This is a genomic window from Streptomyces sp. NPDC085946 (assembly GCF_044540485.1).
GTDB lineage: Bacteria > Actinomycetota > Actinomycetes > Streptomycetales > Streptomycetaceae > Streptomyces.
In genome coordinates, this window is record NZ_JBITSF010000018.1 from 1 (window position 1) to 24392 (window position 24392).

The 24392-nt window shown below is 67.6% G+C and carries 27 protein-coding genes, 1 tRNA gene and 1 pseudogene; 16 read left to right on the forward strand and 13 right to left on the reverse strand.

Annotated features, from left to right (window positions below; genetic code table 11):
* Both ACIF8T_RS29150 and ACIF8T_RS29155 read right to left on the reverse strand, forming a co-directional pair.
* A partial coding sequence (locus ACIF8T_RS29150; protein WP_400039230.1) for a transposase occupies positions 1–77 on the reverse strand: 77 nt, incomplete at its 3' end.
* Between the two features lie 22 nt (positions 78–99).
* Entirely contained in the window at positions 100–531 is a 432-nt protein-coding gene (locus tag ACIF8T_RS29155; protein ID WP_400039096.1) for a hypothetical protein, read from the reverse strand.
* A gap of 802 nt (positions 532–1333) precedes the next feature.
* Here ACIF8T_RS29155 and ACIF8T_RS29160 point away from each other — a divergent pair.
* Positions 1334–4225: a helix-turn-helix domain-containing protein gene (locus ACIF8T_RS29160; RefSeq protein WP_400039097.1), complete on the forward strand. Its 2892-nt coding sequence runs from the start codon at positions 1334–1336 to the stop codon at positions 4223–4225.
* 363 nt (positions 4226–4588) lie between these two features.
* Here the strand turns inward: ACIF8T_RS29160 and ACIF8T_RS29165 are convergent, their stop codons facing one another.
* The 6 genes from ACIF8T_RS29165 to ACIF8T_RS29190 form a co-directional block, all read right to left on the reverse strand.
* A complete protein-coding gene (locus ACIF8T_RS29165) occupies positions 4589–4789 on the reverse strand; it encodes a hypothetical protein (RefSeq protein ID WP_400039098.1) in 201 nt (66 codons plus the stop codon).
* Positions 4790–5277: 488 nt separating this feature from the next.
* Positions 5278–5766: a hypothetical protein gene (locus ACIF8T_RS29170; RefSeq protein WP_400039099.1), complete on the reverse strand. Its 489-nt coding sequence runs from the start codon at positions 5764–5766 to the stop codon at positions 5278–5280.
* A 530-nt stretch (positions 5767–6296) separates the two neighbouring features.
* Positions 6297–6794, reverse strand: coding sequence for a hypothetical protein (locus ACIF8T_RS29175; protein WP_400039100.1), 498 nt, complete (start codon positions 6792–6794; stop codon positions 6297–6299).
* On the reverse strand, positions 6791–8155 hold the full coding sequence (locus tag ACIF8T_RS29180) for a hypothetical protein (protein ID WP_400039101.1): 1365 nt from the start codon (positions 8153–8155) through the stop codon (positions 6791–6793). Before ACIF8T_RS29180 ends, ACIF8T_RS29175 begins: the two co-directional genes overlap by 4 nt.
* Before the next feature lie 365 nt (positions 8156–8520).
* A complete protein-coding gene (locus tag ACIF8T_RS29185) occupies positions 8521–8772 on the reverse strand; it encodes a hypothetical protein (RefSeq protein ID WP_400039102.1) in 252 nt (83 codons plus the stop codon).
* Positions 8769–9857 carry a DUF1152 domain-containing protein gene (locus tag ACIF8T_RS29190; RefSeq protein ID WP_400039103.1) on the reverse strand — a complete coding sequence of 363 codons (1089 nt, stop codon included), beginning with the start codon at positions 9855–9857 and terminating at the stop codon, positions 8769–8771. The genes ACIF8T_RS29185 and ACIF8T_RS29190 overlap by 4 nt, the downstream gene beginning before the upstream one ends.
* A gap of 85 nt (positions 9858–9942) precedes the next feature.
* Here ACIF8T_RS29190 and ACIF8T_RS29195 point away from each other — a divergent pair, with 85 nt between their 5' ends.
* The 13 genes from ACIF8T_RS29195 (at position 9943) to xerC (ending at position 18444) form a co-directional block, all read left to right on the forward strand.
* A complete protein-coding gene (locus ACIF8T_RS29195; RefSeq protein WP_400039104.1) occupies positions 9943–10683 on the forward strand; it encodes a GntR family transcriptional regulator in 741 nt (246 codons plus the stop codon).
* Between the two features lie 278 nt (positions 10684–10961).
* A complete protein-coding gene (locus ACIF8T_RS29200) occupies positions 10962–11399 on the forward strand; it encodes an ATP-binding protein (RefSeq protein WP_400039105.1) in 438 nt (145 codons plus the stop codon).
* An 89-nt stretch (positions 11400–11488) separates the two neighbouring features.
* Complete coding sequence (locus ACIF8T_RS29205) at positions 11489–12217, forward strand: GntR family transcriptional regulator (protein ID WP_400039106.1); 729 nt, start codon at positions 11489–11491, stop codon at positions 12215–12217.
* A gap of 126 nt (positions 12218–12343) precedes the next feature.
* Positions 12344–12694 (forward strand): hypothetical protein, encoded by a 351-nt coding sequence (locus ACIF8T_RS29210; RefSeq protein WP_400039107.1) that lies wholly within the window; start codon positions 12344–12346, stop codon positions 12692–12694.
* A 5-nt stretch (positions 12695–12699) separates the two neighbouring features.
* A complete protein-coding gene (locus tag ACIF8T_RS29215) occupies positions 12700–14073 on the forward strand; it encodes an FtsK/SpoIIIE domain-containing protein (protein WP_400039108.1) in 1374 nt (457 codons plus the stop codon).
* A gap of 82 nt (positions 14074–14155) precedes the next feature.
* On the forward strand, positions 14156–14785 hold the full coding sequence (locus ACIF8T_RS29220) for a DUF2637 domain-containing protein (protein ID WP_400039109.1): 630 nt from the start codon (positions 14156–14158) through the stop codon (positions 14783–14785).
* Between the two features lie 18 nt (positions 14786–14803).
* The gene (locus ACIF8T_RS29225; protein WP_004985516.1) at positions 14804–14995 is read left to right on the forward strand and encodes a hypothetical protein; all 192 of its coding nucleotides are present in this window, start codon (positions 14804–14806) and stop codon (positions 14993–14995) included.
* On the forward strand, positions 14995–15186 hold the full coding sequence (locus ACIF8T_RS29230; protein ID WP_355562024.1) for a mobile element transfer protein: 192 nt from the start codon (positions 14995–14997) through the stop codon (positions 15184–15186). Before ACIF8T_RS29225 ends, ACIF8T_RS29230 begins: the two co-directional genes overlap by 1 nt.
* A 10-nt stretch (positions 15187–15196) precedes the next feature.
* Complete coding sequence (locus ACIF8T_RS29235) at positions 15197–15391, forward strand: hypothetical protein (protein ID WP_023588145.1); 195 nt, start codon at positions 15197–15199, stop codon at positions 15389–15391.
* A gap of 14 nt (positions 15392–15405) precedes the next feature.
* Entirely contained in the window at positions 15406–15663 is a 258-nt protein-coding gene (locus tag ACIF8T_RS29240) for a SpdD protein (protein ID WP_400039110.1), read from the forward strand.
* A gap of 132 nt (positions 15664–15795) precedes the next feature.
* On the forward strand, positions 15796–17100 hold the full coding sequence (locus tag ACIF8T_RS29245) for a replication initiator (protein WP_400039111.1): 1305 nt from the start codon (positions 15796–15798) through the stop codon (positions 17098–17100).
* Positions 17093–17275, forward strand: coding sequence for a helix-turn-helix domain-containing protein (locus tag ACIF8T_RS29250; RefSeq protein ID WP_189405396.1), 183 nt, complete (start codon positions 17093–17095; stop codon positions 17273–17275). The genes ACIF8T_RS29245 and ACIF8T_RS29250 overlap by 8 nt, the downstream gene beginning before the upstream one ends.
* On the forward strand, positions 17275–18444 hold the full coding sequence (xerC, locus tag ACIF8T_RS29255) for a tyrosine recombinase XerC (protein WP_400039112.1): 1170 nt from the start codon (positions 17275–17277) through the stop codon (positions 18442–18444). The genes ACIF8T_RS29250 and xerC overlap by 1 nt, the downstream gene beginning before the upstream one ends.
* A gap of 97 nt (positions 18445–18541) precedes the next feature.
* Here the strand turns inward: xerC and ACIF8T_RS29260 are convergent.
* The 3 genes from ACIF8T_RS29260 to ACIF8T_RS29270 all read right to left on the reverse strand — a co-directional run bounded on the left by ACIF8T_RS29260 (position 18542) and on the right by ACIF8T_RS29270 (position 20493).
* Positions 18542–18615, reverse strand: a tRNA-Pro gene (locus ACIF8T_RS29260).
* A 34-nt stretch (positions 18616–18649) separates the two neighbouring features.
* Positions 18650–19444, reverse strand: coding sequence for a Pr6Pr family membrane protein (locus ACIF8T_RS29265; RefSeq protein ID WP_400039113.1), 795 nt, complete (start codon positions 19442–19444; stop codon positions 18650–18652).
* Positions 19445–19566: 122 nt separating this feature from the next.
* Positions 19567–20493: a metallophosphoesterase gene (locus ACIF8T_RS29270; RefSeq protein ID WP_400039114.1), complete on the reverse strand. Its 927-nt coding sequence runs from the start codon at positions 20491–20493 to the stop codon at positions 19567–19569.
* A 119-nt stretch (positions 20494–20612) separates the two neighbouring features.
* Here ACIF8T_RS29270 and ACIF8T_RS29275 point away from each other — a divergent pair, with 119 nt between their 5' ends.
* The gene (locus ACIF8T_RS29275) at positions 20613–21077 is read left to right on the forward strand and encodes a GatB/YqeY domain-containing protein (RefSeq protein ID WP_400039115.1); all 465 of its coding nucleotides are present in this window, start codon (positions 20613–20615) and stop codon (positions 21075–21077) included.
* Positions 21078–21185: 108 nt separating this feature from the next.
* On the opposite strand, the gene ACIF8T_RS29280 is transcribed toward ACIF8T_RS29275, so the two are convergent.
* Complete coding sequence (locus tag ACIF8T_RS29280) at positions 21186–22481, reverse strand: transglycosylase domain-containing protein (RefSeq protein WP_400039231.1); 1296 nt, start codon at positions 22479–22481, stop codon at positions 21186–21188.
* 261 nt (positions 22482–22742) lie between these two features.
* A pseudogene (locus ACIF8T_RS29285) lies at positions 22743–23513 on the reverse strand (transglycosylase domain-containing protein); the annotation flags it as partial.
* A 482-nt stretch (positions 23514–23995) separates the two neighbouring features.
* Here ACIF8T_RS29285 and wblA point away from each other — a divergent pair.
* The gene (gene wblA, locus ACIF8T_RS29290) at positions 23996–24334 is read left to right on the forward strand and encodes a transcriptional regulator WblA (protein WP_208818272.1); all 339 of its coding nucleotides are present in this window, start codon (positions 23996–23998) and stop codon (positions 24332–24334) included.
* Positions 24335–24392 lie beyond the last annotated feature (58 nt).

A 24392-nucleotide genomic window follows, 5' to 3' on the forward strand; every position in this document is an offset into this window, starting at 1 on the left:
CCCCGCCCGTCAACACCCGGCAACAGGGGCGCTATCCGCTCCCACGCCGCATCCGTCAGCTCACCACGACCCACCACAAGATCAATTATCAGACACGGCCTAGGCCACGCGCATGCCAGACAGCTCACCGATAGCGTCCCGCAGCCGCTGCTCTGCAGCCTCGAGCCAGGCATCGTCGACGGCGAAAATTTCGTTCCCGTCGGGATGCCAGCGGTACAGCACTTGCTTGCCGTCGAGAGTGGCGGGACGAGCATGCAGAACGGCGTTGCGGTCACGAGCGGTGATCGCCAGCAACTCGCCGGACCGCCGAAGCCAGTCTCGGGTCGAGGCATCAGAGACCTGGTTAAGAACTGCCTCGCTCTTGAAGGTCCGTGCCAGGCGGCCAGTGGTCATGCCGATCAGCTTCCGCAGGTCCAGTTCGGCAGGCAGGCCAGGAATACGCGGAAGATCGCCTAGAACCTGCCACTCAAGGTAGGTGACCAGGTAGGAGTAGCGACCTATGCGAATCAAGTAGTCATCCTCGGCAAGCATGAGTACAGAGTGCCGACGCTGACAGTCGCCGACCACCGCTTTAGGAGTTCGGTCCGAGTCCGCTCAGGAGGCCGTCGTCGGCGAGGGCGACAGCCGGACAGGGGTGCTGGTGTACCCCTTCGTCCGGCACCGTTGATGTCAATTGGTGATGTCAGACCGTGAGGTGTTCGTTCGGTTGATGGGTGCGTACGAACCGCATACATCGCTCGTCACAAGCCCTCATAGTGCGGAAGTGCCTTCGTAATCTACCGCTGGCCCCTCGCGCGATCCGGTGCCCAGGTGGTGCAACCCGCCCTCGGTGGCTGCTCCGTCGACGTAGGGCAGCAGACTGGCTCCTTCAGGGTGCGTCACTGTGTCGATGCCCTCAGGCCCGGCACCGAGAGTGCTGGGCCCAGGGCCAGTCTTGTTCGGAGGGGCTCGGCATACTGCGTCGTGTCTTCCAGGAACAGCAGAGGAGCCGGGTGCTCGCAGTCGAATAGTCGACTGCGAGCACCCTGTGGGTCGCCGCAGGGCGGTCTCGGTCAGAGTCGTGGTGAGCGTGCCTTGGGCGGGATGTTCCATCACCCTCGTACCAGGTTGGTGAGAGCTGTTACCAGAGCGATGGTCAGAGTGAGGGTGGTGGTGAAAGCGACTGCTGCCCGGGTGAGTGCCGCTGGATAGGAGGCATGGTCACGGCGGGCAAGGTAGCCGGCTGCTGCTGCGATGAGGACCCCGGTCAAGGTCACCAGGGCACACGCCATAAGAATCACGGCACAGTGGTCAGACATTGTCGAACACTCCTACGATTCGGCATAACTGCTTGGTGTCACTGACCTTCGGCGTTGCCACGTTCATCGCGGTTCGCTGGTCGAAGATGAACATGGGCGAACAACTGAGCACAGCGAGGGGCGGGGGGCTCCGCATGGGGATGGAAGAAGTGCACGACCCTGCGGCACTGGCACAGTTGCGGTCTCGCCTTGAAACAGCGCGGGTAGCTCGGGGGATCAACCAGACTGAACTTGCGCGTGCGGCCAGGCTTGGGCGCACAACGGTCAGCCGAGCCTTGAGCTCCGGCGCGCCAGGGCCATCCGCGGACACTGTGGGAGCGCTGGGCCGGGCCTTGCGTCTTGACGTGAGTGTGTTGCTAGGGCTCCTCGACACCGCGTACGGGCGCGGTTCCGCCGCCACTGCCGATACCGGAGCACTGGGTAGCCCGATCCATATGTGGGACCCCCACGATCTAGAGGTCCACTTTGCCGTCGAGCCGCCGACCTTGGGCTCCGGCCCCAGCGGAGTCAGAGACCAAAGCTGGCAGGGGCGGGCTGGGACATTGCCTGCCTACGTGCGTCGCCCGCATGATGAGCATCTTGCAACAGTCGTCGAGGCCGCCGACGAGGGGCACAGCGGGATGGCTGTTCTTGTCGGGTCGTCTTCCACGGGTAAGACGCGTGCCTGTTGGGAGGCCGTGCAGCCTCTAGCTGCTCTCGGATGGCGGCTGTGGCATCCCTTCGATCCCACACGGGCCGATGCCGCGCTTGCTGATCTGCATCGAGTCGAGCAGCGAACCGTAGTCTGGCTGAACGATGCCCAGCAGTACCTTGGCGGTGAGAGCGGGGAACAAATCGCCGCCGCAATCCATAGGCTGCTCACCGACGTATCGCGCAGCCCTGTACTGGTCCTGGGAACCTTATGGCCCGAGTACCAAAACGACTACATGGCCCTGCCTCATCCGGGAAGTCCTGACCCGCATCCGCAGGCTCGTGCGCTGCTGGCTGGACGCCTCATCACCATGCCAGATCGCTTCGACCACATCGCCCTAAACAAGGCGAAAGTTCTTGCTGTCGCTGGTGATCGCCAGCTCGCTCATGCCTTGCAACATACCGATAGTGGTCGGCTGACTCAATTCCTTGCGGGAGCACCAGAGCTCTTGCGCCGCTATGGGACAGCCGACCCGCCTGTTCGTGCCCTGCTCGAAGTTGCCATGGACGCTCGACGTCTCGGAGCCGAACTGCATTTGCCGGTCGGCTTTTTGGAACAAGCTGTAGACGACTACCTCAGCGACGACGAGTACGACGATCTCGCGGATAACTGGCTTGATCAGGCGTTTGCCGACGTGACCTCGCCTGTTCATGGACGCCTGGCTCCTTTGCGTCGAGTCCGGCCACGTCCCGCTCGAAGATCCTCCGCGATGGAGGCTGCCCCGTCACACTCGTACCGGCTCGCTGATTACCTGGAACAACACGGACGACGTAACCGCGCACGTCTGTGCCCTCCGGAGTCGTTCTGGCAGGCAGCGCGCGACCATCTCGCTCCTGAGAGCCTCATCAACCTCGCTGACGCCGCCCGGATCCGCCATCGCTTCTACTGGGCCGAACGACTCGCTCAACAGGCCGCTGATTCGGGTAACGCCGACGCCATTGCACAGCTTGCCGAGATCCGACGGGCAAACGGTGCTTGGCAGGAAGCCGACCAGCTCCTCCAGCAAGCCGCCGACGCAGGCAGCACCATTGCGCTCATCCGTCTCGCCCGCATACGGCAAAAGGCCGGCCTCAGTAAAGAGGCCGAGGTGCTTGCCCAACGGGCCGCAGACGTGGGCGACACCAGAGGGCTGGGCCAGCTCGCCGAGATTCACGAGGTCTACGGGAATCGCAAGAAGGCCGAAGAACTCGCAATACGGTCTGCTGCGGCAGGCGACACTGGCCCGCTCGTCCGCCTCGCCGAGATGAGAGAACTGGCAGGAGCGACTCACGGAGCCGAGAGACTGGGGCAACTGGCCGCCAAAGCTGGCGACACCACGGCCCTGGTCAGGCTTGCCGCGATCCGAGAAACTGGCGGGCCGACAGCTCGCAACGAAGCCCAGCGTCTTTACCAACGCGCTGGCCGTGTGGGAAACGCGAGCGCGCTTGCCCGGCTAGCGGCCGAGCGGGAGACGTCCGGCCGCCGAGAAGAAGCCGAACAACTTGCTCGGCGAGCCGCACATGCTGGCCAGTCCTTCGCCCTGGTCCGACTCGCCGAAATGCGTGAGGTAGCCGGTGCCCACGAGGAAGCCGAGAAACTTGCGCAGCAAGCCATCGAGGCGGGGCACCGCTTCGCTCTGATCCGCATCGCTGCCATCCGCGAAGCGACCGGAGACCTGAAAGGAGCTGAGCGCCTGTATCAGCAGGCCGCAGCATCGGGAAATCCCACCGCAGTAGCACGACTCGCTGAGGTGAAAGTGGCCGCCGGTGAGCCGGAGGAAGCGGAATACCTGGCCCGGAAGGCTGCCGAATCGGGTAACCCAAGCGCCGCAGCCCGTCTGGCTGACCTGAAGGAAGCAGCCGGAGACCAGAGGGGAGCGGAGGAGCTGGCGCGGCTGGCTGCTGATGCCGGTGATGCCAGCGCCTTCACTCGGCTCGCCGAAATGCGTGAACTTACCGGAAACCCGGAAGGAGCAGTGCTTCTTGCTCGGCAGGCTGCCCAAAGAGGAAGTACCACTGCCCTAGTGCGAATGGCCGAAATGCGGGAAGCTGCGGGGGACCTAGAAGGTGCCGAAGGACTCGCTCGGCTTGCGGCTGATACAGGGGATACGCATGCCATGGCGCGGGTTGCGGTCATGCGTGAAATAGCGGGAGACAGACGTCAAGCCGACCAACTCGCGCGAATCGCTGCTGACGCCGGCAACCCCAGTGCTCTCACCCGTCTGGCAGAACTAAGGAAAGGTCAGACCGTCGACTAGAATGAGCATTTTTATGGCAACCCTGTCAAGGAGCCTGGGGGAAGGCTGCCGAAGAGTGAAAAACTTTCGGGGATAGGTGTAGTGAACCGCGCGCCTGATTGCATCAAGTGCCAGCGCCACATTCAAACTTGCATCTTGACCCCAGAAAGCAGACTGGTACACGTTGCCGCCGCGAACCACCGGTTTAGGAGAGAGGCTGGGGCGCCCTGCGGGTAACCTGCGGCTTCACCGGCCGAGCTAACAGGTGGGGATACACCCGCTAGTTACTCCTATTGACCGTGGTTGACCTCTGTATCTGGCACGGCTGTGGCACGCGGCGAACAGGCGGCCCGGGGTTTCGCCGGTTCTTCCGTTGCCGGGTGGTCAGCCACCGTATCGGCTGCGCAAGTCCTCGGTGGTCCGAGACATCAGCCCGATCACGCCTTGCGGCGACGCCTCGGCCAGCGGACGCTCCACCTGGGGGTCGTAGGCAGTCAGCCCGGTCTCCTTCTCGACGATGGTCGAAAGGGCGAAGACCTTACCAAGCACGACCGCAGCGTTGTCCCCCGCATGCCAGTAAGGCACGTGATGCTCACCTCATCACCGAAGACAGACAGGTCGATGCCCGTGTCCGAGTGGCTCAGGTCCCGTGACTCCTGCTCATACTCCGTGATGTCCACTTCACCCAGCAGGGCCCGGGCCTGCGGGACTATTCGGCCCCAGGCTTCGAGGAGCCGAGCAGGAATCGGCTCGCTGTCGTCGGCTGCCTCCATCGCCTCCAGGACCTCATCCCAGGACTGCCCGTCACGCCGGCGCAAGAAGTAGATGTCGTAGCTCACCGCGCGATCGTAGGCACTCGAACACTGCGAGGGCAGGGCTGAAGCCACTTGCCTCCGCCAACTCCGGTGGCGCCATCAGCTTGGGAAGCTCGGGTTCCACGGAGTCGATGGGCTTGCTGACCTGCTGCGGAGCGGCCTCACGACCTGAGGGCGTGCTGGGTGGATGACCGCTGTCCCCGTAGTTCCCGCACTGTCTGGCACGGGTTGACATGGGGGCGTGTTCAGGAGGGTGAGTCAGTGGCGCCGCGGACCCGGCACGCCGATGCCGGGGCCGAGGTCGGTGGAGGTGGTCAACGAGTGGGCCGCGGCTTTCAGGTCGTTCTCCCATCCAGGGAGCTCGTCGGGGCTGATCCATTCGCTGTAGTCCGCTGCGACGGAGAGGAACCGTGTCTCCTCCCGGGTGCGGGCTGCGACCGTCATCAACAGTTGGTCGGCCACGTCCTTGGGGCTCAGCTCGCCCTTCACGAGACCGAACGCAAGGCTCACGAGAAGGTGTCGGCCGGCTGTCTCCTCGTCGGGTAGGGGTATGCCGAGTTCGTGCAGGGCTCGGACGTACAGTTCACGGATTTCGGTCTCGTCGCTCCTGCGCGGCAGGCCAGCCAGTTCGCGCAGGGAAGGGGAATCACGTCCGTCAACGAGCGCATGCGCAGCGAGCATCGGAAATTCTTCGGGAGGGAGTACCTCCGCCACGTGCTGCCAAGCGCTGTGCTGCAACCGGTCCATGCGGCCATCGTGGGGGTGATGAGACGTCCTGGCCAGCCGATTGCCGCTGTGGCCTCGGCTTCTTCTTGCCCTGGGTCTTGTCAGGGATCTTGGGGAGCTGGGTTTTTGCTGGTCAGGGGTGGTGGGGTCGTGCGCCTAGTGGTCGTCGTTGGTCGTCATTGGCCACTGTCAAGCGGCCTCGGACGGCCCAGGGACGGCCCAGCTCTTCGGCTGAGTGGACCGCCCCGGTCAGCGTGAGGGGCACCTCTTCGAGGGCAACCGGCAGTGTGCTGAGAGCGCTGGCCCGGAACGACTGAACCACAGCCGACGACGGTCAGCCACGACGGCGAGTCCGTCGAACGGTCAGGCGCGCGTATGCCTCGCTGCACCCCAACCGGCGTCAGCCACGCTTTCGGGGTGCCTACCAGCGGAACCCGCGAAGGCAGGCTGGTGACCACGGCGAAGGAGCTCACACCTTGCGAAGCGCAAGTGATGTGACGGCAAGACCAGCTTTGCCCGCCCCATCGTGCGCTCCGTGCGTCTCATTCGCTTCAGCCAAAATGCACCTCGTCCGAAAAGTAGATTCTTACGCCCAAGTCAGCCTCTGCATCACGCCTGACTTCTTGCGTAAAGTCATCCTCATCATTGCTGAAGAGCACCTTATCTTCAGCCCCAGCGGCAGCACCGAGAACCACCTGATCCTTCTTGTTTTTGGGGACCATTCCTCGGATCTGATCGCGTAGCTGCTGCCGCGGCCTGGGTGAAAACTTCACAAGGCCGAACCGCATGTAGCGGGCGAGCAGCACAAGCGGCAGACTTTGCGGTGACAGAGTGCTGTGGTATTCAGCATAAAGCAGACTTGTCTCCGCTGCGGGTGCTTTCTTTCCGTTGTCATCTAGAACCCACTGCGATTTCGACTGCCCCCCGAGCCACTCAATCAGAGAGAAGGCGGATTCATGGAGAGGGTAATTTGCTTGACATGCATGAGCGAGCACACACGTGTCTATCACGAAGTCTTTTGGGCAGATTTCGCCAATACTTTCGGTCACGCATCCTTCTTTCTTGATTGAGCTAGCGCAAGTGCGAAGGAGTCCTCAAGTTGCTCTTCAAAAAAGCCTGTTGGCCAAGTTGACGGCGCAACTTCAGCCAATCCGCCCATCGGGATGCGTTCTGCGACTGTACGTCCCTCTTCTTTGTCGAGAAAGTAAACGGCCACATCGTCGCTACTGATTCTACCCTCCGCGATTCTACGCCTAACCCTCAGCAGGACGTGCTCGCTATGCGTCTCTACAATGACACGCTTATTCTGAGCCGCAGTCTCAACCAAGAAGTCCGCAATCTTGCACTGTTGAGCTGGGTTCAAATGGATCTCTGGCTGCTGAGAAATCAAGGTTCCACCGGTAGGCGTAATTGCACCTTGGACCAGCATGGGCAGGAGCTGGGATAGTCCAATTCCGCAGTGAGCCAAGTTTACCTGAATTCCACCCTTCCCCTCTTGCCGGAGATTCACTTGGAAAAACTCCTCTCCCTGGGCCGCAAACTCAAGCTGGCCGTAACCTAGCTCCTTGAGCCACTTGTTCACGGACGCGTGAACTCGGTCAGTTCCTCGTCGGAACAGCAGTTCGGGGGCATACTCGCCGTCGCGCCCGACGTCCGTAGGAACCTCGGCAGAGAGTCGATAGATGCGCTTTGGAAGTGACCTGAGCGGTCCAAGGTAAGAAATTCCTTTGAGGCTACGCTCGATCTCTTGGTTTACAAGCATGTGCAACTCGACGAGATTGTTTGCTGCGATATACCAACGTCGAGCCTTCTTCCACCTTTCCTCGTTCTCTCTCCATGAGCTAGGCATACCTAGCGCACCATACCCGCTGAACATAAAGCCGACGGGCCGCTCCTCTCTGAGTGACTTTCGGAGCTCTGACACCTCCCTTAGGGGGCGGCCGATGGATTCAGAGGTTGGCAGAATGGGCGAAGTGACTGTGTAAGAGGGCCCGTTTCCTGCCAATGTGCGTGTGACCAACGGGGTGCCGTCAGGTGCGAGGACCCTGTATTTCACGAGAAGCACCTCGCCCGATTCGGCCTCAGCGAATGATACTTCCAAAATGCCCGGCTGGATGTTTTTGTTTCGACGGGAGCCAATCCAGCCGTCCTGGGTCAACCCGATCGCAAAGACGAGTCGCTTATCTTGATTGTGATCGGTGATCAAGTCGCGATATGTTCCAGCGTCAAAGATTTCCCCGCGTGTAAGTAGAGCAGTCCGCGGGTTCCTGGCTTCGAGTGTCTGCCTTAGAATTAGAAGCGGTGCATAAGCTGAGGTTTTCCCTACGTTATTCCTGCCGATGAGGAGAGTTAGACGAGGAAAGCTTAGCGAAGTAGGCTTGGAGAACCCGCGGAAGTTCTCCCACTGCACATTCCAAGGTTTCATCTTGCTCTTCCTCAGATTAGTCGTGCGGCTATAAGTAGGGAGGGTGGAGACGGTTCACCATAGAACATGTGCCACGCGTCGCACAGGTCTTCAAGAAGATCCGGCCGTTCCGCGTAACCCCTGCGAGTGGTCCCGCCCGTGGTCGCCTAGGCCGATTAACGTCGCCTGGTAACGAGTAGTCCCGTGGCCGGCGGAGCGCGCGCCCGCTTCGGCGGCTGATCGCCATGCGCGCGGCGCGGGCGCCGGCCGGGCTGGAGCGGGGCGGAGACAGGAGCGCAGGCCCGGCCGGGGGCCGGGCCGTGCGCGGTGAGCGGAGCGAGCCGCCTTGAACCCGTAGAGAAGGTTGTAACTCAGTTGGATTCAGGCGTCGGTTGGCTAGCCAGCGGCCTGGCTTCTGTGATCTTGCGCGCTTGTTCCGCGGCACGTTGGAGTGCCTGGGCCACCTGGTCGGCGTCGTCGGCGCTCAGCAGGATCTCTTGTGTCCAGAGGATCGAGAGCCTGACGGTGCCGTCGTGCAGGTGTACGGCTACGTCGACTTCTGTGCCGCGGCCTGCTGCGTCCCGGATGTCGTCCAGGCCTGGGTCGCTTGCGAACGCGCTCATGCTCCGATGTTCCACAGCGGGGCGTCGTACTGGTCCGGTCGGCTGTGGATGAGGAGCCGGCGTAGCTCGTCGCGCTGGGAGCCGTTGAGTTTCAGTGCCTCGGTGAGGTGGCGGAACGTGGTGTGGGTGATGCCACGGGCGCGGGCGTCTGCCTGGAACCGGTCGAGCTGGGAGAGGACGTCTTCGGGGGCGAGGGGGACCGGTGGCTGGTCCTTGAGCCAGGCTGCCTTGTTGCGTTCGTAGTCGATCTCCGAGAAGCCGCAGATCTCGCGACTGTACGCCTCGGCCTCGTCCAGGGTGGCGGTCGTCATGATGGCGCGAGCCAGGCTGTTGCGGCTGACCGCGTCGTCCAGGTCGACCTCGTGGACCGTGGGGCCTTCGTCGGTGAGGGGGACGGGGAGGCCGGCGTCGCGTACCTCGCAGATGCCGCGGGCTCCTCGGGCTGTTGCGGCGAGCATGGCGGTGGCCTCGGAGGGGTGCCACTCCAGGATGCTGCCGATCGTCTCCACGTCCTCGGCGGTGAAGGTGTGGACGAGGGTGCCGAGCAGGGGGCGCAGGTCGGCGGGGGAGATCTCGCCGTCCAGCCCGGGGCCTGCCACCAGGAGCCGGATCGGGGCGTTGACCTGGCAGCAGGCGGCGAGGGTGAGGGCGTCGGCGAGCGGGCTCTTGAGGGTGGGTTCGTCGCCCTGGGCGAGGATGTCGCCGCCGACGTCGAGCAGATCGATCGATGCCGGCGCCAGGTGGGACACCAGCTCTTCGAGCTGGCGGGTGATGCCCTCGGCGCCGTGGTGAGGATCGAGCAGGGCCAGCATGTGCGGGAGCTCTGCCGCGAGGCGGGGGAGGGTGGAGCCCGCCGGGGCGATCGGCTGGGCCTCGGCCAACACCGACCAGACGGACTGAGTGACGGGTTCGAGTCCCGTGAAGCTGTCGGCTCCTCGCGGTCCCGGGAGCGGGTCGATCAGGAGGCGGTCCCATGCGTACGTGAGGATCACCGCCTGATCCTCGTCGCCGTAGAGGGCGGCGTGAAGCATGGAGGCGGCGACTGCGTCGCCCCCTCCTCCTGCTGCGACGATCAACCGCGTCATGCGTTCAGACTACGGGTTCAAGGGTTGGCCACTCACCCTATAGTGGCTAAAGGCCATAGCCACTTGGAGAAGGAAGGGAGGGGGGATGCCGCAGATCGAAGAGGCTCAACCGAAGTATCTCCAGATCGCCCACTACATCCGGGACCAGATCCTTCGGGGTGACCTGCGGCCCGGGGACGAGGTTCCCTCGGAACGGCAGCTCGCCGCGGACTGGAAGGTGTCCCGGCCCACGGCCGCGCGGTCGCTGGAGGCGCTGAGCCACCAGGGCCTGGTCGAGAAGCGCCAGGGCTCGGGAACGTACGTGCGCAGCCTGGAAGTGAACCGGCGTGCACGCGAGTTGTACGGGCGTGCCCGGCAGACCGGGAAGATCTACACGCCCGGAGAGTACGCGGTGATCACCTCGGCTGGGTGGCTGGAGGCTCCGGACTACGTCGCCGAGGCCCTGGGGCTGGTGAAGGACCGCCAAGCCGTGCACCGCCGGCGGGTGACGAACAACCAGGACGGTCCGATCAACCTGTCCACCTCGTGGTTCGCCGCGGACGTCGGCCAGCGCGCTCCCAAGCTCACGGATCCCGAGCGGATCCAGGAAGGGACGCTCATGTACGTCGAGCGGATGACGGGGCGCCAAGGCAGCTATGCCGAGGACCGGATGTGCGCTCGGGCCGCCACGGACGAGGAAGCGGCCGACCTGCGGTTGGAGCCGGGGTCCGCGGTTCTCATCGTTCATCACGTCGTCTTCGACCTCCAGGACCGTCCTCTGGAGTTCGCCGAGGCCACCTATCCGCCGCACCGCTGGGCGTTCGAGCAGGGCTACCCCCTCACCTGACGGCTCGCCAGTTGCGGCGAACCGCTTGCGCCTCCGAAGTGGCTAATGCCACTATCCAGAAAGTGGCTAAGGCCACTTGGAGGAGAAGGGGGCACGACGTGACGAGTCGGCGGCCGGTGCAGGACGCGCGGTCAGCTTGCCGGGGGTGTCGGGGGCGTGGATGGAAGCGCGTCGGCTCCCGAACGGCGCTGGCGCTCTCCATGGCCAACGACCGCAGCCGTGCCACGTCGAAGCGGCGCTGCCTCGACTGCGACGGCAGCGGCAAGGAGTGAACACGCATGGCTTACACGATCGACCGTCACCCTTGTGAGGACTCGCCGCGGCTCGGAGCGATGACCTTGCATCCAGAGCCCGAGTCGGTCCCCCGCGCCCGGCGCTGGTTCCGGAAGTTCATCGCTCCGTACAACCCGGCCTGCTCGGTCGATGACTGCGCGCTGATGATCTCGGAGCTGGTGACCAACGCCATCCGCTACGGGAGGTCGGACGACCCGTGGGTGGTGCGGGTCGAGTGGTACCGCGAGGGGACCTCGCTCCGCGTCGACGTGCACAACCCGGGCTTCCCGGCGAACGTGCGGCTGCGGCATCCGGAGGTGAACGACGCCCATGGGCGAGGGCTGCTCTTGGTCGACTACATCGCCGACTCCTGGCGCTCCGGGCCCAGCCGCTTCGGCGGAACGGTCGTCTCCTTCGTGGTCGCCGATGCCTGGCCGGCGTGATGGGATAGCTCACCTCTCCTACTGCCACCTCGAATCTGTCGCTAGGCTGGTTGACCAGTTGACTTGGCCAATCTCGACGGGCGGCGCTCATGGCGTATGAAGTGGAGCCACCGAAGTACGTGCGCCTCGCGCAGACGCTTCAGCGGCGCATCGAGGACGGCACGTACGCACCCGGCACCCGCGTCCCCAGTGAGAACCAGCTGGTGCAGGCGTTCGGGATGTCCCGTCCGACCGTCGTCCGGGCCCTGGAACTGCTGAAGCGGGACGGCTGGCTCGAATCCCGGCAGGGGTACGGCACGATCGTCCGGGGTCGCCCGGAAGTTGTCGAGCAGAAGGACCGGCGAGGGCGTGAAGCGCTGGAGCGCGACGAGTCGCAGGGTGCGGGCCGTCTGATCGAAGTCGGGCAAGTCCCTGTCCCGGCTCGGGTCGGCTCGGTGCTCGGTCTGCCGAAGCGGGCCGAAGCTCTCATGCGTCGCTTCCTGGTCGAGGAGGACGGTGAAGCTGTCGAGCTGGTCTCGTCGTACTTCCCCGCCGGCCTGGTCGAAGGAACCGAATTGGGGTCCGGTGAGCCCTTGCGGGGGAGTCCCCGCGAACACCTCGAAGCGCGGAAGAAGATTCGCTTCGACCACGTGACCGAGCGGGTCTCCGCTCGTCTGCCCGGAGCGCGTGAAGCCGAGCTGCTGGACCTGCCGGACGGCGTTCCCGTGCTGAGTGTCCTGGTCGTCGCGTGCGACGCCTCCGGCCGAGCCTTGCAGGTCTCCGACGTTCTCCTTCCGGCTGACCGGCAAGAACTCGAAGACACCTACCGTCTGAACTGACCCTCACCTGGGGCAGGTTCCTCGCGACAGCAACTTGACAAGTCAACCTGTCGTCTCTAGCTTCGAACTTGCTAAGTCAACTTGTCAGGTTGGCAGGTTGATCGACTCTCAGAAGGAGCAATCCCTGTGCGTGTGATCCGCGTTGACGCCTCGACCGCCACGATCCTGCTCACCGAGGCTCCGGCGCCGAAGGTGCGCGACCGGCAGACCGGTGAGATCGCGAAGGACGCGGTGACCGGTGAGGCGCTGATGACCGTCGGCATCGTCTACATCGACGAGGGCGAGTCGTCGCTGATCCAGGTCACCGTCCCGGAGAGCGGCGTGACCGAGGGCCTGACGGTCGGTGCTCCGGTCTCACTTCCGGGTCTGGTGGCGCGGCCGTGGCAGAGCGTCTTCAACGGCCAGCAGCGGCACGGCATCGCTTACCGGGCGACCGCCGTCGCTCCGGGTGCCTTCCCGATGGCTCAGGCGGGCTGATCGCCGTGACGGACCTGGTGACGTGGGCCGAGCTGGGCGGGGCGCTCACTGCGATAGGCGGCGCCGCCTACGCCCGGCACGCCTGCCCGGCGGCGTACTGGTCCGCGGTCGGGCTGCCGGTCTCGGTGGTCCGGCTGCTGGCCTCGTACTCCTCGACCATGGACGCCTGCGGCCTGACCGTCGAACCGTCCCGGTGGCGGGCACTGGCCGTCCGGGCGACCACCCGCCGTGAGGTCCGGCCGGTGTCTCCTCGCCGGGGCGTCATCCGTCCCACCACGACCGGCCTGCGCATACGGCTGAGGCTGGCCCCGGGCCAGGAGCCGGCGGACGTGGCGGCCTCCGCCGAACGTCTCCGGCACGCCTGGGGTGTCCACGCCGTCCACGTGCGGGACGTCAAGCCCGGCGTCGTCGAACTGCGGCTCGTCGGCTTCGACGTGCTGCGGAAGGTGCGGATGCCCCGGCGACTCGACGGCGGACCGCTTCGGATTCCGGTGGCGTTACGGGAGGACGCGACCGCGTTCGTGCGGGACTACCGGGCCGTACCGCATGAGCTGGTGCTCGGTGCCACGCTCTCGGGCAAGTCCATGTACCTGCGGAACCTGCTGACCGGGCTCGCCGCTCAGCCGGTGGCCCTGGTCGGCATCGACTGCAAGCGCGGGGTCGAGCTGGCGCCCTTCGCACCCCGGCTCTCCGCCCTGGCGACCGACCCGGACCAGGCGGCCGAGCTGCTTCCCGCGCTCGTCAAGGAAATGGAGGACCGATACGACTTGATCAAGGCCCGGCAGGGCATCGCGCCCGGCACCCCGGAAGAGCTGATCACCTCGGACGTCTGGGGACTGCCGGAGGACGAACGCCCGGCCCCGATCGTGCTGTTCATCGACGAGGTGGCCGAACTCTTCCTCGTCGCCACGCGGAAGGAGGAGGAGCGACGGGACGAGATGGTCACCCACCTCATCCGGCTCGCTCAACTCGGCCGGGCCGCCGGCATCTACCTCGAAGTCTGCGGACAGCGCTTCGGCGCCGAACTGGGCAAGGGCGCGACCATGCTCCGCGCCCAGCTCACCGGTCGCGTCTGCCACCGCGTGAACGACGAAGCCTCGGCCAAGATGGCACTCGGCGACATCGCCCCCGAGGCCGTCTTCGCGGCCTGCGCCATCGCCCCCGAGCTGCCCGGCCTGGCCGTCGTCGGCGACACCTCCGGCGGCTGGTCCCGCATCCGCACCCCCTACCTCTCCCTCGCCGACGCTGCGGCCACCTGCCGCGCGACGGCGGACCTCGCCCCCGACGTACCGGCGCTCGATCCCTTCCGGCCGTACGTCCCGCCGGTGCCGGTGGAGGCGTCCGGGCCCGTGGCCACGGCTCGCCCGGTCACCGAGTAAGCGCACCCCGCCCACGGCCGGCACGGCCGTCCCGTGCCACGTCCCTACCCCCTCCATGCCTGGAACCGGAAGGAGCTGCGCCGTGCGTGCCCTGCCCGTCCGCATCGACGCCGTACTCGTCCAAGCGCTGATCGCCGCCGCGCTGTCCTTCGCCCACCTGCACGACCTGGCGTTGGCTGCCGGGCAGGACGGCTGGAAGGCGTGGGCCTATCCGGTCTCCGTCGACCTGCTGCTGGTCGCGGCTTGGCGGCGACTGCGCTCCGGTGAGGCGAAAACGGCCGGGTGGTGCTGGTTCCTCGTCGCCCTGACCGCCTCGCTCGGTGCCAACGTCGCCACGGCCGGACTCCTCGACCTGCACGAGGTGCCGGACTGGCTGCGCATCCTCGTCGCCGGATGGCCTGCGGTTGCCTTCCTCGGCGGGACGCTGCTCGCCCACGGAGCAACCGCGGACGCCTCGACGGGGGAACGCGAGTCGGCCCCGGAACCCATCACGCCCGAAGCGCCTGTCTCCGCAGCCGAGTTGACCGCTGCGGAGCTGGAACCGGCTCCGTCCTCCACGGTCCCGGTCCCGCCGGCGCTCGTCACGCTCGCGCGCAAGGTCGCCGACGAACACCGCGCCCGGACCGGAACACCCATCGACACCTCGACCCTTCGCGCCCGGCTCGGCGTCCCGCTGCCGCTGGCCGAAGCCCTCTCCGCCCACCTGACCTGACCCGGAGGACTTTCCCCCGTGCGCCCGTCCACGCTCCGCGCGCTGAAGCGCGCCGCCGAGCTGACCCGACAGAACCGCCTCACCGAAGCCGTGCTCATCGCCGAGCCCGTGATCCTCGCCGCCGACGAGTACGAGGGCGACGAGATCTTGCGCTGGCTGGCCGAGCACGTCACCGACTTCACCGGCGAAGACCCGAAGGAGACCCCCTGATGACCACCAACCGCCGCTTCCGCCGCGTCGTCCGCATCGGCCCCGTGCAGGTCGCCACCTACTACGACGGCCGGGGCCGCGAGAAGCACACCGCCGCCTGCACGGCTCCGCGCTGCGGCTTCGCCGCGGACTACGACAGCCGCGCCGCCGCCGAGCTGGCCGCCCGTACCCACCGCTGCGCCGTCCGCTGAAGGAGCTCCCGTGACCGTCTCGCTGCCGCTCGTCTTCGTCCTGGGCGTCATCGCCTGGGCCGCGATCAAGTTCCTCGGCGTCCGGCTCTGGGTCGCCGTCGTGATCGCGCTCTTCGGCTTCTGGCTCTCCCACACCTTCCTCGCCCCCGCCATCGAGTCCGGCACCCGCTCCGGGGTCGACGTCGTCAACGGCACCCACGAGTGACAAGGAGATCCGCTGTGTTCCGTCCCAAGCTGCCCGACGTCCCGACTCTGCCGACTGTGACCGTCACGCCTCGGCAGACGCAGGCTCCGGCTTTCTCGGCCGGTCGCTCGATCGCCCCGTACGTGGGCGTCGGTGCCGGCGCGGTCGCCGCCGTGGTCGTCGTCGGGATCGTGCTCACCGCGCTCCTGGCGGCGGTCGCCGTCTCGGCCGTTTCCGTGGCCATCGCCGCCGTGGTCCTGCGCTCGCTCGTCAACGGCGCGCACAAGCGCTGACCGGCCGCCGGGGCGGCAACAAGCCGCCAAGCATCCCGCCGCCCCGGGGCCGTCCCTTCCGAACCGTCACGACAGCCGAAAGGAACTCCCATCATCACCCGGCAGACTCCGCCTCCGCTGGCGGAACTCTCCATGCTGGCCTCCCTCGGCACCCTGCCCGAGCTGGGCCGCCAACTGTCCGGCCTGGGCGGCTGCACCCGCCCGGTACGCCTCGACGGCCACCGCACCGAATACGCGGTGGACCGGACGACCGGGGAGATCGGCCGCGTCCTGCACCATCTGGACTCCTCCGCCCTCCCGGCCGGCCAGCTTCTCGTCCGCTGCAACAACCGCCGCGCCACCCGGTGCGCGGCCTGCGCCGAGACCTACCGCCGCGACACCTACCACCTGATCACCGCCGGACTCCGCGGCGGCAAGGGCACCCCCGAACGGGTCGCCACCCACCCGCGCGTCTTCGCCACCTTCACCGCCCCCGGCTTCGGCCCGGTCCACAACCGCCCCTCCGGTGATCGCCCCTGCCGCTGCGGCATCCGCCACGACGACCAGGACCCGGCCCTGGGCACGCCCCTCGACCCGGACACGTACGACTACGAAGCGGCCGTGCTGTGGAACGCGCACGCCGGAGCCCTCTGGCAACGCTTCTCGATCTACCTCCGCCGGGAGGTCGCCAAGCGAGCCGGCCTCACCCAGCGCGCCTTCCGCGACCACGCCCGGGTCTCCTTCGCCAAGGTGGCCGAGTACCAGAAGCGGGGTGCCGTCCACTTCCACGGGGTCATCCGCCTCGACGGTCCCGACGGCGGCGAGACCGCGCCCCCGGCCTGGGCAACGGCCGAGCTGCTGACCGACGCCATCCGCGCTGCCGCCGCTGCCGCTCGCGTCGACGGCCCGGAGGTCGACGGCCGGCCGCACACCTTCGTCTTCGGCCGACAGCTCGACGTCCGTACGATCCGGTCCACCGACTTCAACGACGGCCAGGACCTGACCGAGCGGGCCGTAGCGGCGTACGTCGCCAAGTACGCAACCAAAGGCGCCGAGACGGCGACGGGCACCCTCGACCGGCCGATCCGCTTCCTCGCCGAGCTGGCGCAAGCGAGGATCACCGACCACGCCCGGCGCATGATCCGCACCGCCTGGACCCTGGGCGCACGCCCCGAGCTGGCAGACCTCCGCCTGCGGGCCTGGGCCCACATGCTCGGCTTCCGCGGCCACTTCTCCACCAAGTCCCGCCGCTACTCCACCACCCTCGGCGCCCTCCGCGACGCCCGCGCCGACTGGCGCCGTGCCCAAGCCGCTCCCGCCACGCCTCAGGAAGGCGAGACCACGCTCGTCCTCGCTCACTGGGTCTTCGCCGGCACGGGCCTGAGCGTCGGTGAGGCCTGGCTCGCCGCATCACTTCAGCCCGCCCCCGGAACCGAAGGAGAACCGATCCGTGCGTGATGACGAACTGCTCACCGTCACCGAGGTGATGGCTCGCCTCAGGCTCGGTCGGTCCACGGTGTACGACCTGATCCGCACGCGACGGCTGCCCTCGGTCACCATCGGCCGGTGCCGGCGTATCCCGGCCTCCGCCCTGGGTGACTTCATCGCGGAGCAGATGGAGCGGGCGGCCTGATGACCAAGCGTCGGAGCCGCGGTGACGGCGGCCTGCACTGGGACGAGAGACGGCAACGGTGGATCGCCACGGCGAACCTCGGGTTCGATCCGAGCGGCAAGCGGATCGTCAAGCGGGGGAGTGGCAAGACAAAGACGGAGGCGAAGAACAAGCTCAAGGAGGTGTTGCGGGACCACGAGGACGGCCTCGCCATCGCGCCCACCAACTACACGGTCAAGGACGCGGTGACGGACTGGCTCACGTACGGCTTGGCGGGCCTCGACCCCAGCACCGTCGAGACCACCACGCTCCTGAGCCAGAAGCACGTCATTCCGTCGCTCGGTGCCCGCAAGCTCCGCGACCTGAGCGCGGAGGACGTAGACCGCTGGCTGGCCTCCAAGGCGAAGACGCTCAGCACGCGCACTCTCCAGGCGATCCACTCGTGCCTCAACCGTGCGGTCAAGCGGGCCATGGCCCGGGACAAGGTGAAGCGGAACGTCGTCGAGCTGTGCTCGGTGCCCCAGGGGCGAGCCGGGCGCCCCTCCAAGGCGCTCACCTTCGCTCAGGCCGAGGCCGTGCTCAAGGGTGCCGAGGGGACCTCGATGTACGCGTACATCGTCGTGGCCCTGCTGACCGGTGCCCGGACCGAGGAGCTGCGGGCGCTCACCTGGGACCACGTCTTCCTCAAGGGCAAGCCGGACGCGGACCCGCCGCAGCCTCCGCACATCGCGGTGTGGCGCTCGGTCCGGCGGGGCGGGGACACCAAGACCCGGAAGTCCCGGCGCACGCTCGCTCTGCCGGCGCGCTGCGTCGAAGCCCTCTGGCAGCAGTTCGAAGATCAGGGATGGGATCGGCTGGCGGCCGGCGACAAGTGGGAGGAACACGGACTCGTCTTCTCCTCGGCCGTGGGCAAGCCGCTGGACGCGGCCAACGTCCGCCGTGCCTTCCGCCAGGCGCTCAAGGGCATCGACGGGATCAACGCCGACGAGTGGACGCCCCGGGAGCTCCGGCACAGCTTCGTGTCCCTGCTGTCCGACCGCGGCGTACCGCTGGAAGTGATCTCCCGGCTCGTCGGGCACTCCGGGACGGCCGTGACCGAGGAGGTCTACCGGAAGCAGATCCGGCCCGTGATCCAGACCGGCGCCGTGGTCATGGACGGGATCTTCGGCGCTGATCCGCAGCGCCCGTAGGCACGCGGGAACCGGTAGTCACGCAGATAGACACGCACACGAAAACAGGTGAGGCACCTAGGAACGTTCCTAGGTGCCTCACCTGGTGTTTCGGCTGTCGGGGTGGCGGGATTTGAACCCACGACCTCTTCGTCCCGAACGAAGCGCGCTGCCAAGCTGCGCTACACCCCGATCGTCGCTGCTTGTCGCGGCGACGTCGTTTACTTTAGCCCACCGGGGGCTGGAGACGAAATCCGGTTTTGGCGCGGTGGCGGATGGGGTTCGGGCGGACGTGGTCGAGGGCCACGAGGAGGACGGCCAGGGCGTAGAAGGACAGGCCCAGGAGCAGGGCGTTGCCGAGGACGTCCTTGTAGCCGTGCCGGGCGACGTCCAGGAAGGGGTAGAGGTAGCGGGGCGGCGTGCCGGGCAGCGGCAGCTCGCCGCGGGCCAGGGAGAAGGCCAGGTAGGCCAGCGGGTACAGCAGCCACGCGCTGGCCTGGCGCAGGTGCAGGCGGCCGGGGACGCTCAGCAGAAGCCAGTCCAGTACCGCCGCGGCGGGGACGACGGTGTGGAGGATGTGGTGGGCGGCCGTGCCCGACCGGGCCGTCGGCGCGGCGGCCGGGGCCGGGGCGGCGAAGGGGCTCGCCGCGTTGTCCAGCAGCAGGTGGTGGACCAGGGCGCCGATCACCACGTAGAGCAGGGCGGCCCCGGTCAGTGCTCCCGGCAGGGGCCGGCGGGCCTTCCAGGCGCGGCGCGCCGAGACGGCGAGGACCGGCGTCAGCAGGAGGGTGCTCTGGACCGTGAAGTCGCTCAGGACCAGCGCCGGGTCGCCGAGGAGCAGCACGATCGTTACGGCCGTGGCCGCCGTCAGGGCGGTCAGCAGACGGAAGACGGCGGCGAGGGGGCGGCGTACGGGGGTCATCACGGCCGTGGCCGGGACCGTGGAGGACAGCAGCGTCGATGTGCCCGGCAACGGGATCGCGGGGAGGTCCGGGATGTCCCTGGGTATCGGGGCGGTCATGCCCTCACGCTAGGCAAAGGGTGCAATGCGGGCGATACGGGGCGGGCCGTACGGGTGACGCGTCCGCCGTGCGTCCGCCCCGTTCCCGGCCCGGTCTGCCGCTCCCGCCCTGCCGGCCCCGCCTACTCCCGCCCCACCAGCGTCAGCAGCGTCGCCTCCGGCGGGCACGCGAACCGTACCGGCGTGTACCGGTTCGTCCCGCAGCCCGCCGACACGTGGAGGTAGGAGGTGCGCCCGCCCGCCGTGTGCGTGGACAGGCCCTTGACCCGGTCGGTGTCCAGGTCGCAGTTGGTCACCAGCGCCCCGTAGAACGGGATGCACAGCTGGCCGCCGTGGGTGTGGCCGGCCAGGACCAGGGGGTAGCCGTCGGCGGTGAAGGCGTCCAGGGCGCGCAGGTAGGGGGCGTGCACGACGCCCATCGCGAAGTCGGCGGTGCCGGACGGGCCGCCCGCCACCTCGTCGTACCGGTCCCGCTTGATGTGCGGGTCGTCCAGGCCGGTCAGCTCGATCGGGACGCCGTCGATCTTCAGCGTGCCCCGGGTGTTGGTCAGGTTGAGCCAGCCCGCCGCGTCGAAGCCGTCCCGCAGGTCCTCCCACGGGTTGTGGACCACGCCGACGGCCGGCGCGTTGCCGTTCAGGCCGTGCCGGCCCTGGGCCTTCTCGACCAGGTAGCGGGCGGGGTTGCGGAGCTTGGGGCCGTAGTAGTCGTTGGAGCCGAAGACGTACGCGCCGGGGAACTCCATCAGCGGGCCCAGCGCGTCCAGGACCTCCGGGACGCCCTCCGGGTCGGAGAGGTTGTCGCCCGTGTTGATCACGAAGTCGGGGCGCAGGCCCGCCAGCGAGCGCAGCCAGCGCTGCTTCTTGCGCTGGCCGCCGACCATGTGGATGTCCGAGACCTGCAGCACGCGCAGGGGCCGCATGCCGGAGGGCAGCACCGGGACGGTGACCCGGCGGAGGCGGAAGGAGCGGGCCTCGAAACCCGCCGCGTACACCAGACCGGCGGCGCCAGCCGCCGCGATTCCCAGGGGGATTCCGTATCGCGCGCGCATGCCTCCCATCGTGTCAGACCCCGGGCGGGTCCCGTCCCGCGCGGTCCCGTACGGGCCCTCGCCCGGCGCCCCGTTAATGAACGGGCGTCGGGCCCCCGGCACCTGCGACAATCGACCGCATGACCACGCTCAAGTCGAAGCTGCAGGAAGACCTCAACGCCGCGATCAAGGAGCGCGACGAGCTCCGCTCCTCGACGCTCCGGCTGACGCTCGCCGCGATCACCAAGGAGGAGGTCGCGGGCAAGGAGAAGCGCGAGCTCTCCGACGACGAGGTCCTCAAGGTGATCACCCGGGAGGCGAAGAAGCGGCGCGAGGCCGCGGACGCCTTCGCGCAGGGTGGCCGCGCCGAGCAGGCCGAGCGGGAGAAGGCGGAGGGCGAGGTGCTCGCCGGGTACCTGCCCCGGCAGCTGTCCGACGAGCAGCTCCACGAGATCGTCGCCCAGGCGGTCGAGGAGGCCAGGGCCGCCGGTGCCGAGGGGCCGCGGGCGATGGGCGCGGTCATGAAGATCGTGAACCCGAAGGTGGCCGGGCAGGCCGAGGGCGGCCGGGTCGCCGCCGTGGTGAAGCGGTTGCTCGCCGGCTGACCACCCGGTCCGCCGCCGTACCCGCGGACAGCGGTCGGCCCCTTCCTCCCGGTACGCGCGTACCGGGAGGAAGGGGCCGACCGCTGTCCGGGCGGGCCGGGCGGAGGCTCAGCCGCGTCCGCCGCCGTTCCCGTTGCCCTGTCCCTGGAAGAGGTCCTCCGGGAAGGAGAAGGAGGGCGTCGGGAAGGTGCCGCCGTCGGTGCCGCCGTCCGTACCGCCGTCCGTGCCGCCGTCGCCGCCGCCGTTCGTGCCGCCGATCAGGCCGCCGAGGAACCCGCCGTTGCCGTTGCCGTTCCCGTCGCCGTTGTTGCCGTCGCCCTCGTCGTCCTCGTCGCCCTCGCCGCGGTCGCGGTCACGGTCGGGGCCGTCGGGGATGTGGACGGTGTTGAAGTCGGGCGCCTCCTTGCCCTCCAGCGCGCCGGACATCATGTCCCGCCAGATCGGGCCGGGCACCTCGCCACCGAAGACCTTGCTGTGCGGGACGCCGCCGATGGAGATGTTGACCATCTTGCGCTTGTGCGCCGGGTCGCCGACCCACACGGCACCGGCCATGTTCGGCGTGTAGCCCACGAACCAGGCCGCGTAGCGCTCGTCCGTCGTACCGGTCTTGCCGGCGCTGGGCCGGCTGCCGAGGCCCGCCTTCGTGCCCGTACCGTCCTCGACGACGCCCCTGAGCAGCGTGTTGATCGTGTCGGCGGTGGTCTCGGACATGGCGCGCGAGCAGGTCGACTTCGGGACCGGCAGCGACTTCGACTTGTTGCCGATGCGCTGGCTGACCGACTCGATGGCGACCGGCGTGCAGTACATGCCGCGCGAGGCGAAGGTGGCGTACGCGTTCGCCATGGTCAGGGGCGACATCTCCTGCGTGCCGAGGGCGATGGACGGCACCTGGGGCATGGTGTTGCCGTCGGCCCGCTCGACGCCCATCTTCTTCGCCATGGTCGTGACCGGGCAGATGCCGATGTCGCTGATCAACTGCACGTAGTAGGTGTTGACCGACTTGGCGGTCGCCTCCTTCATGCCGTACGGCCCGACCTCCGACTCGTTCTCGTTCTCCAGCTCGGCCGGGTTCGCCGGGTCGTTCTTCCAGACCTTGCCGTCGCAGGCCTGGACCGGGCTCGGGTAGTCCATCTCGTAGGGCGAGGAGTACACCTTCGTCGGCGGCATGCCGTCCTCGATGGCGGCGGCGGCCACGATCGGCTTGAACGTCGAACCGGGCTGGTAGCCGAGGCCGCCGCCCATGTCCTGGTCGACGGAGAGGTTGATCTCCGTCTCGTTCTTCCCGAAGCCGTACGGACGCGACTGGCCCATCGCGAGGATCTTGCCGGTGCCGGGCTCGACGATGGTGGCGGCGGTCGCCACGTCGTCGCTCTTGTAGACGTGGTCCTTGATGGAGTCCTGCACGGACTCCTGGGCCTGCGGGTCGAGGGTGGTGCGGACGGTCAGGCCGCCCTGGTTCCACACCTTGGCGCGGGCCTCCCTGGTCTGGCCGAAGACCGGGTCGTTCAGGAAGATCTCGCGCACGTAGTCGCAGAAGAAGCCGGCGCCCTTGACCGCGGTGATGCAGCCGTTCTTCGCCCGGCTGACCTTCAGGCCGAGCGGCGCCCGCTTCGCCTCGGCGGCCTCCGCCCGCGAGATGTCGCCGACCTCGGCCATCCGCTGGAGGACGACGTTGCGCCGCTTCTTCGCCTCCGCCTCGTCGTTGACCGGGTCGTAGCGGCTGGGCGACTGGACGATGCCGGCCAGCAGGGCCGACTCCGGGAGGGTGAGGTCCTTGGCCGGCTTGGAGAAGTAGCGCTGGGCCGCGGCCTCCACGCCGTACGCCTGCTGGCCGAAGAACGTGATGTTCAGGTAGTTCTCGAGGATCTTCTTCTTGCCGAGCTCCTCCTCGACCTGGATCGCGTACTTCAGCTCGCGGATCTTGCGGCCGAGGGTCTGCTGGGTGGCCTGCGCGACCTTCGTCGGGTCGTCGCCGGCCTCCTCCACGAAGACGTTCTTCACGTACTGCTGGGTGAGCGTGGACGCGCCCTCGGCGACGCCGCCGCTCTGCGCGTTGCGGTTGAGCGCGCGCAGGATGCCCTTCAGGTCGACCGCGCCGTGCTGGTAGAAGCGCGAGTCCTCGATCGCGACGATCGCCTTCTGCATGTACGGCGAGATGTCCTTCAGCTCGACCACCGTGCGGTCGCGCGAGTAGACCGAGGCGATGGCGCCGCCGTCGGCGTCGAGGATCGTGGTGCGCTGACTCAGCGGAGGCGTCCTGAGGTTGGCCGGGAGCTCGTCGAAGCTCTCGACCGATCCCTTCGCCGCGAGTCCCAGCACGCCGACGGCCGGCAGCGCGATGCCGGCCAGCACGGCTCCCGAGAGCACGCTGACACCGAGGAACTTCGCGGCCTGCTGCGTGGGGGACAGTCCGCCGCCCGAGCGCTTCTTTGGCATGGGTGCAGCCTAATCCGTGGCGATGGCGGATCCGAGGGAGCACCCTGCCTGCGCGCGTGGGGCAGGTCACGGACCGGCGGTGCGGCTCCCTGCGTATTCGCCGGACAGGCGCCCAGGCCTTGGCCTAAGCTGCTCTCGACTGTCACAACGGCACCGTCACGTATCCATACGTCCGGCGACCCCGAAGCGTTCCGGACGGAGCCGATTTTCTTGGCGGGGCGTGTCCGAATCCGCCTCGTGTGTCACCCGGCGTCCGTTGTGACGCAGCAGAACTGTCCTGGTGTGCCGGGATGGTCGCGTATGTCGCCAGGTCACTCCCCCGGGTGATCTGCCGCTTACCCATAGTCCGTTCGGACCATTCAAGATTGGGCCCGCTGGGGGTGTTGCGCTGTGCCCGCCTTCCGTAACGTCCTCAACTGGCGGCGGTGAATATGCCGCTGCCGCCGTGGGGGAGCCTCGATTCGGGAGAGGACGGCGCCGGTATGGGCTGGGTAACCGACTGGAGTGCGCAGGCGGCCTGCCGCACTACCGATCCGGATGAACTGTTCGTTCAGGGAGCAGCGCAGAACAGGGCCAAGGCGGTGTGCACCGGATGCCCGGTGCGCACGGAGTGCCTGGCCGACGCGCTGGACAACCGCGTCGAGTTCGGCGTGTGGGGAGGGATGACGGAGCGGGAGCGCCGCGCACTGCTGCGCCGGCGGCCGACGGTCACCTCCTGGCGCCGTCTCCTGGAGACCGCGCGGTCGGAGTACGAGCGGGGGACCGGTGTGGTGCCCCTCAACGACGACGAGGTGTACGAGAACTACGCGGCGGTGAGCTGAGGGCCCCACCGGGTCCCTCCTCGGCCTCCCCCCTGGTCTCCGGCCTTCCCGCGGTTCG

Bases quoted from the DNA above. Each gene is read 5' to 3' on its own strand.
- ACIF8T_RS29270 (WP_400039114.1), bottom strand. From the start codon at position 20,493: ATGCGCGCGCGATACGGAATCCCCCTGGGAATCGCGGCGGCTGGCGCC.
- ACIF8T_RS29230 (WP_355562024.1), top strand. From the start codon at position 14,995: ATGACCACCAACCGCCGCTTCCGCCGCGTCGTCCGCATCGGCCCCGTG.
- xerC (WP_400039112.1), top strand. From the start codon at position 17,275: ATGACCAAGCGTCGGAGCCGCGGTGACGGCGGCCTGCACTGGGACGAG.
- ACIF8T_RS29170 (WP_400039099.1), bottom strand. From the start codon at position 5,766: ATGGACCGGTTGCAGCACAGCGCTTGGCAGCACGTGGCGGAGGTACTC.
- ACIF8T_RS29275 (WP_400039115.1), top strand. From the start codon at position 20,613: ATGACCACGCTCAAGTCGAAGCTGCAGGAAGACCTCAACGCCGCGATC.
- ACIF8T_RS29245 (WP_400039111.1), top strand. From the start codon at position 15,796: ATGCTGGCCTCCCTCGGCACCCTGCCCGAGCTGGGCCGCCAACTGTCC.
- wblA (WP_208818272.1), top strand. From the start codon at position 23,996: ATGGGCTGGGTAACCGACTGGAGTGCGCAGGCGGCCTGCCGCACTACC.
- ACIF8T_RS29265 (WP_400039113.1), bottom strand. From the start codon at position 19,444: ATGACCGCCCCGATACCCAGGGACATCCCGGACCTCCCCGCGATCCCG.
- ACIF8T_RS29185 (WP_400039102.1), bottom strand. From the start codon at position 8,772: ATGAGCGCGTTCGCAAGCGACCCAGGCCTGGACGACATCCGGGACGCA.
- ACIF8T_RS29200 (WP_400039105.1), top strand. From the start codon at position 10,962: ATGGCTTACACGATCGACCGTCACCCTTGTGAGGACTCGCCGCGGCTC.
- ACIF8T_RS29190 (WP_400039103.1), bottom strand. From the start codon at position 9,857: ATGACGCGGTTGATCGTCGCAGCAGGAGGAGGGGGCGACGCAGTCGCC.
- ACIF8T_RS29205 (WP_400039106.1), top strand. From the start codon at position 11,489: ATGGCGTATGAAGTGGAGCCACCGAAGTACGTGCGCCTCGCGCAGACG.
- ACIF8T_RS29195 (WP_400039104.1), top strand. From the start codon at position 9,943: ATGCCGCAGATCGAAGAGGCTCAACCGAAGTATCTCCAGATCGCCCAC.
- ACIF8T_RS29155 (WP_400039096.1), bottom strand. From the start codon at position 531: ATGCTTGCCGAGGATGACTACTTGATTCGCATAGGTCGCTACTCCTAC.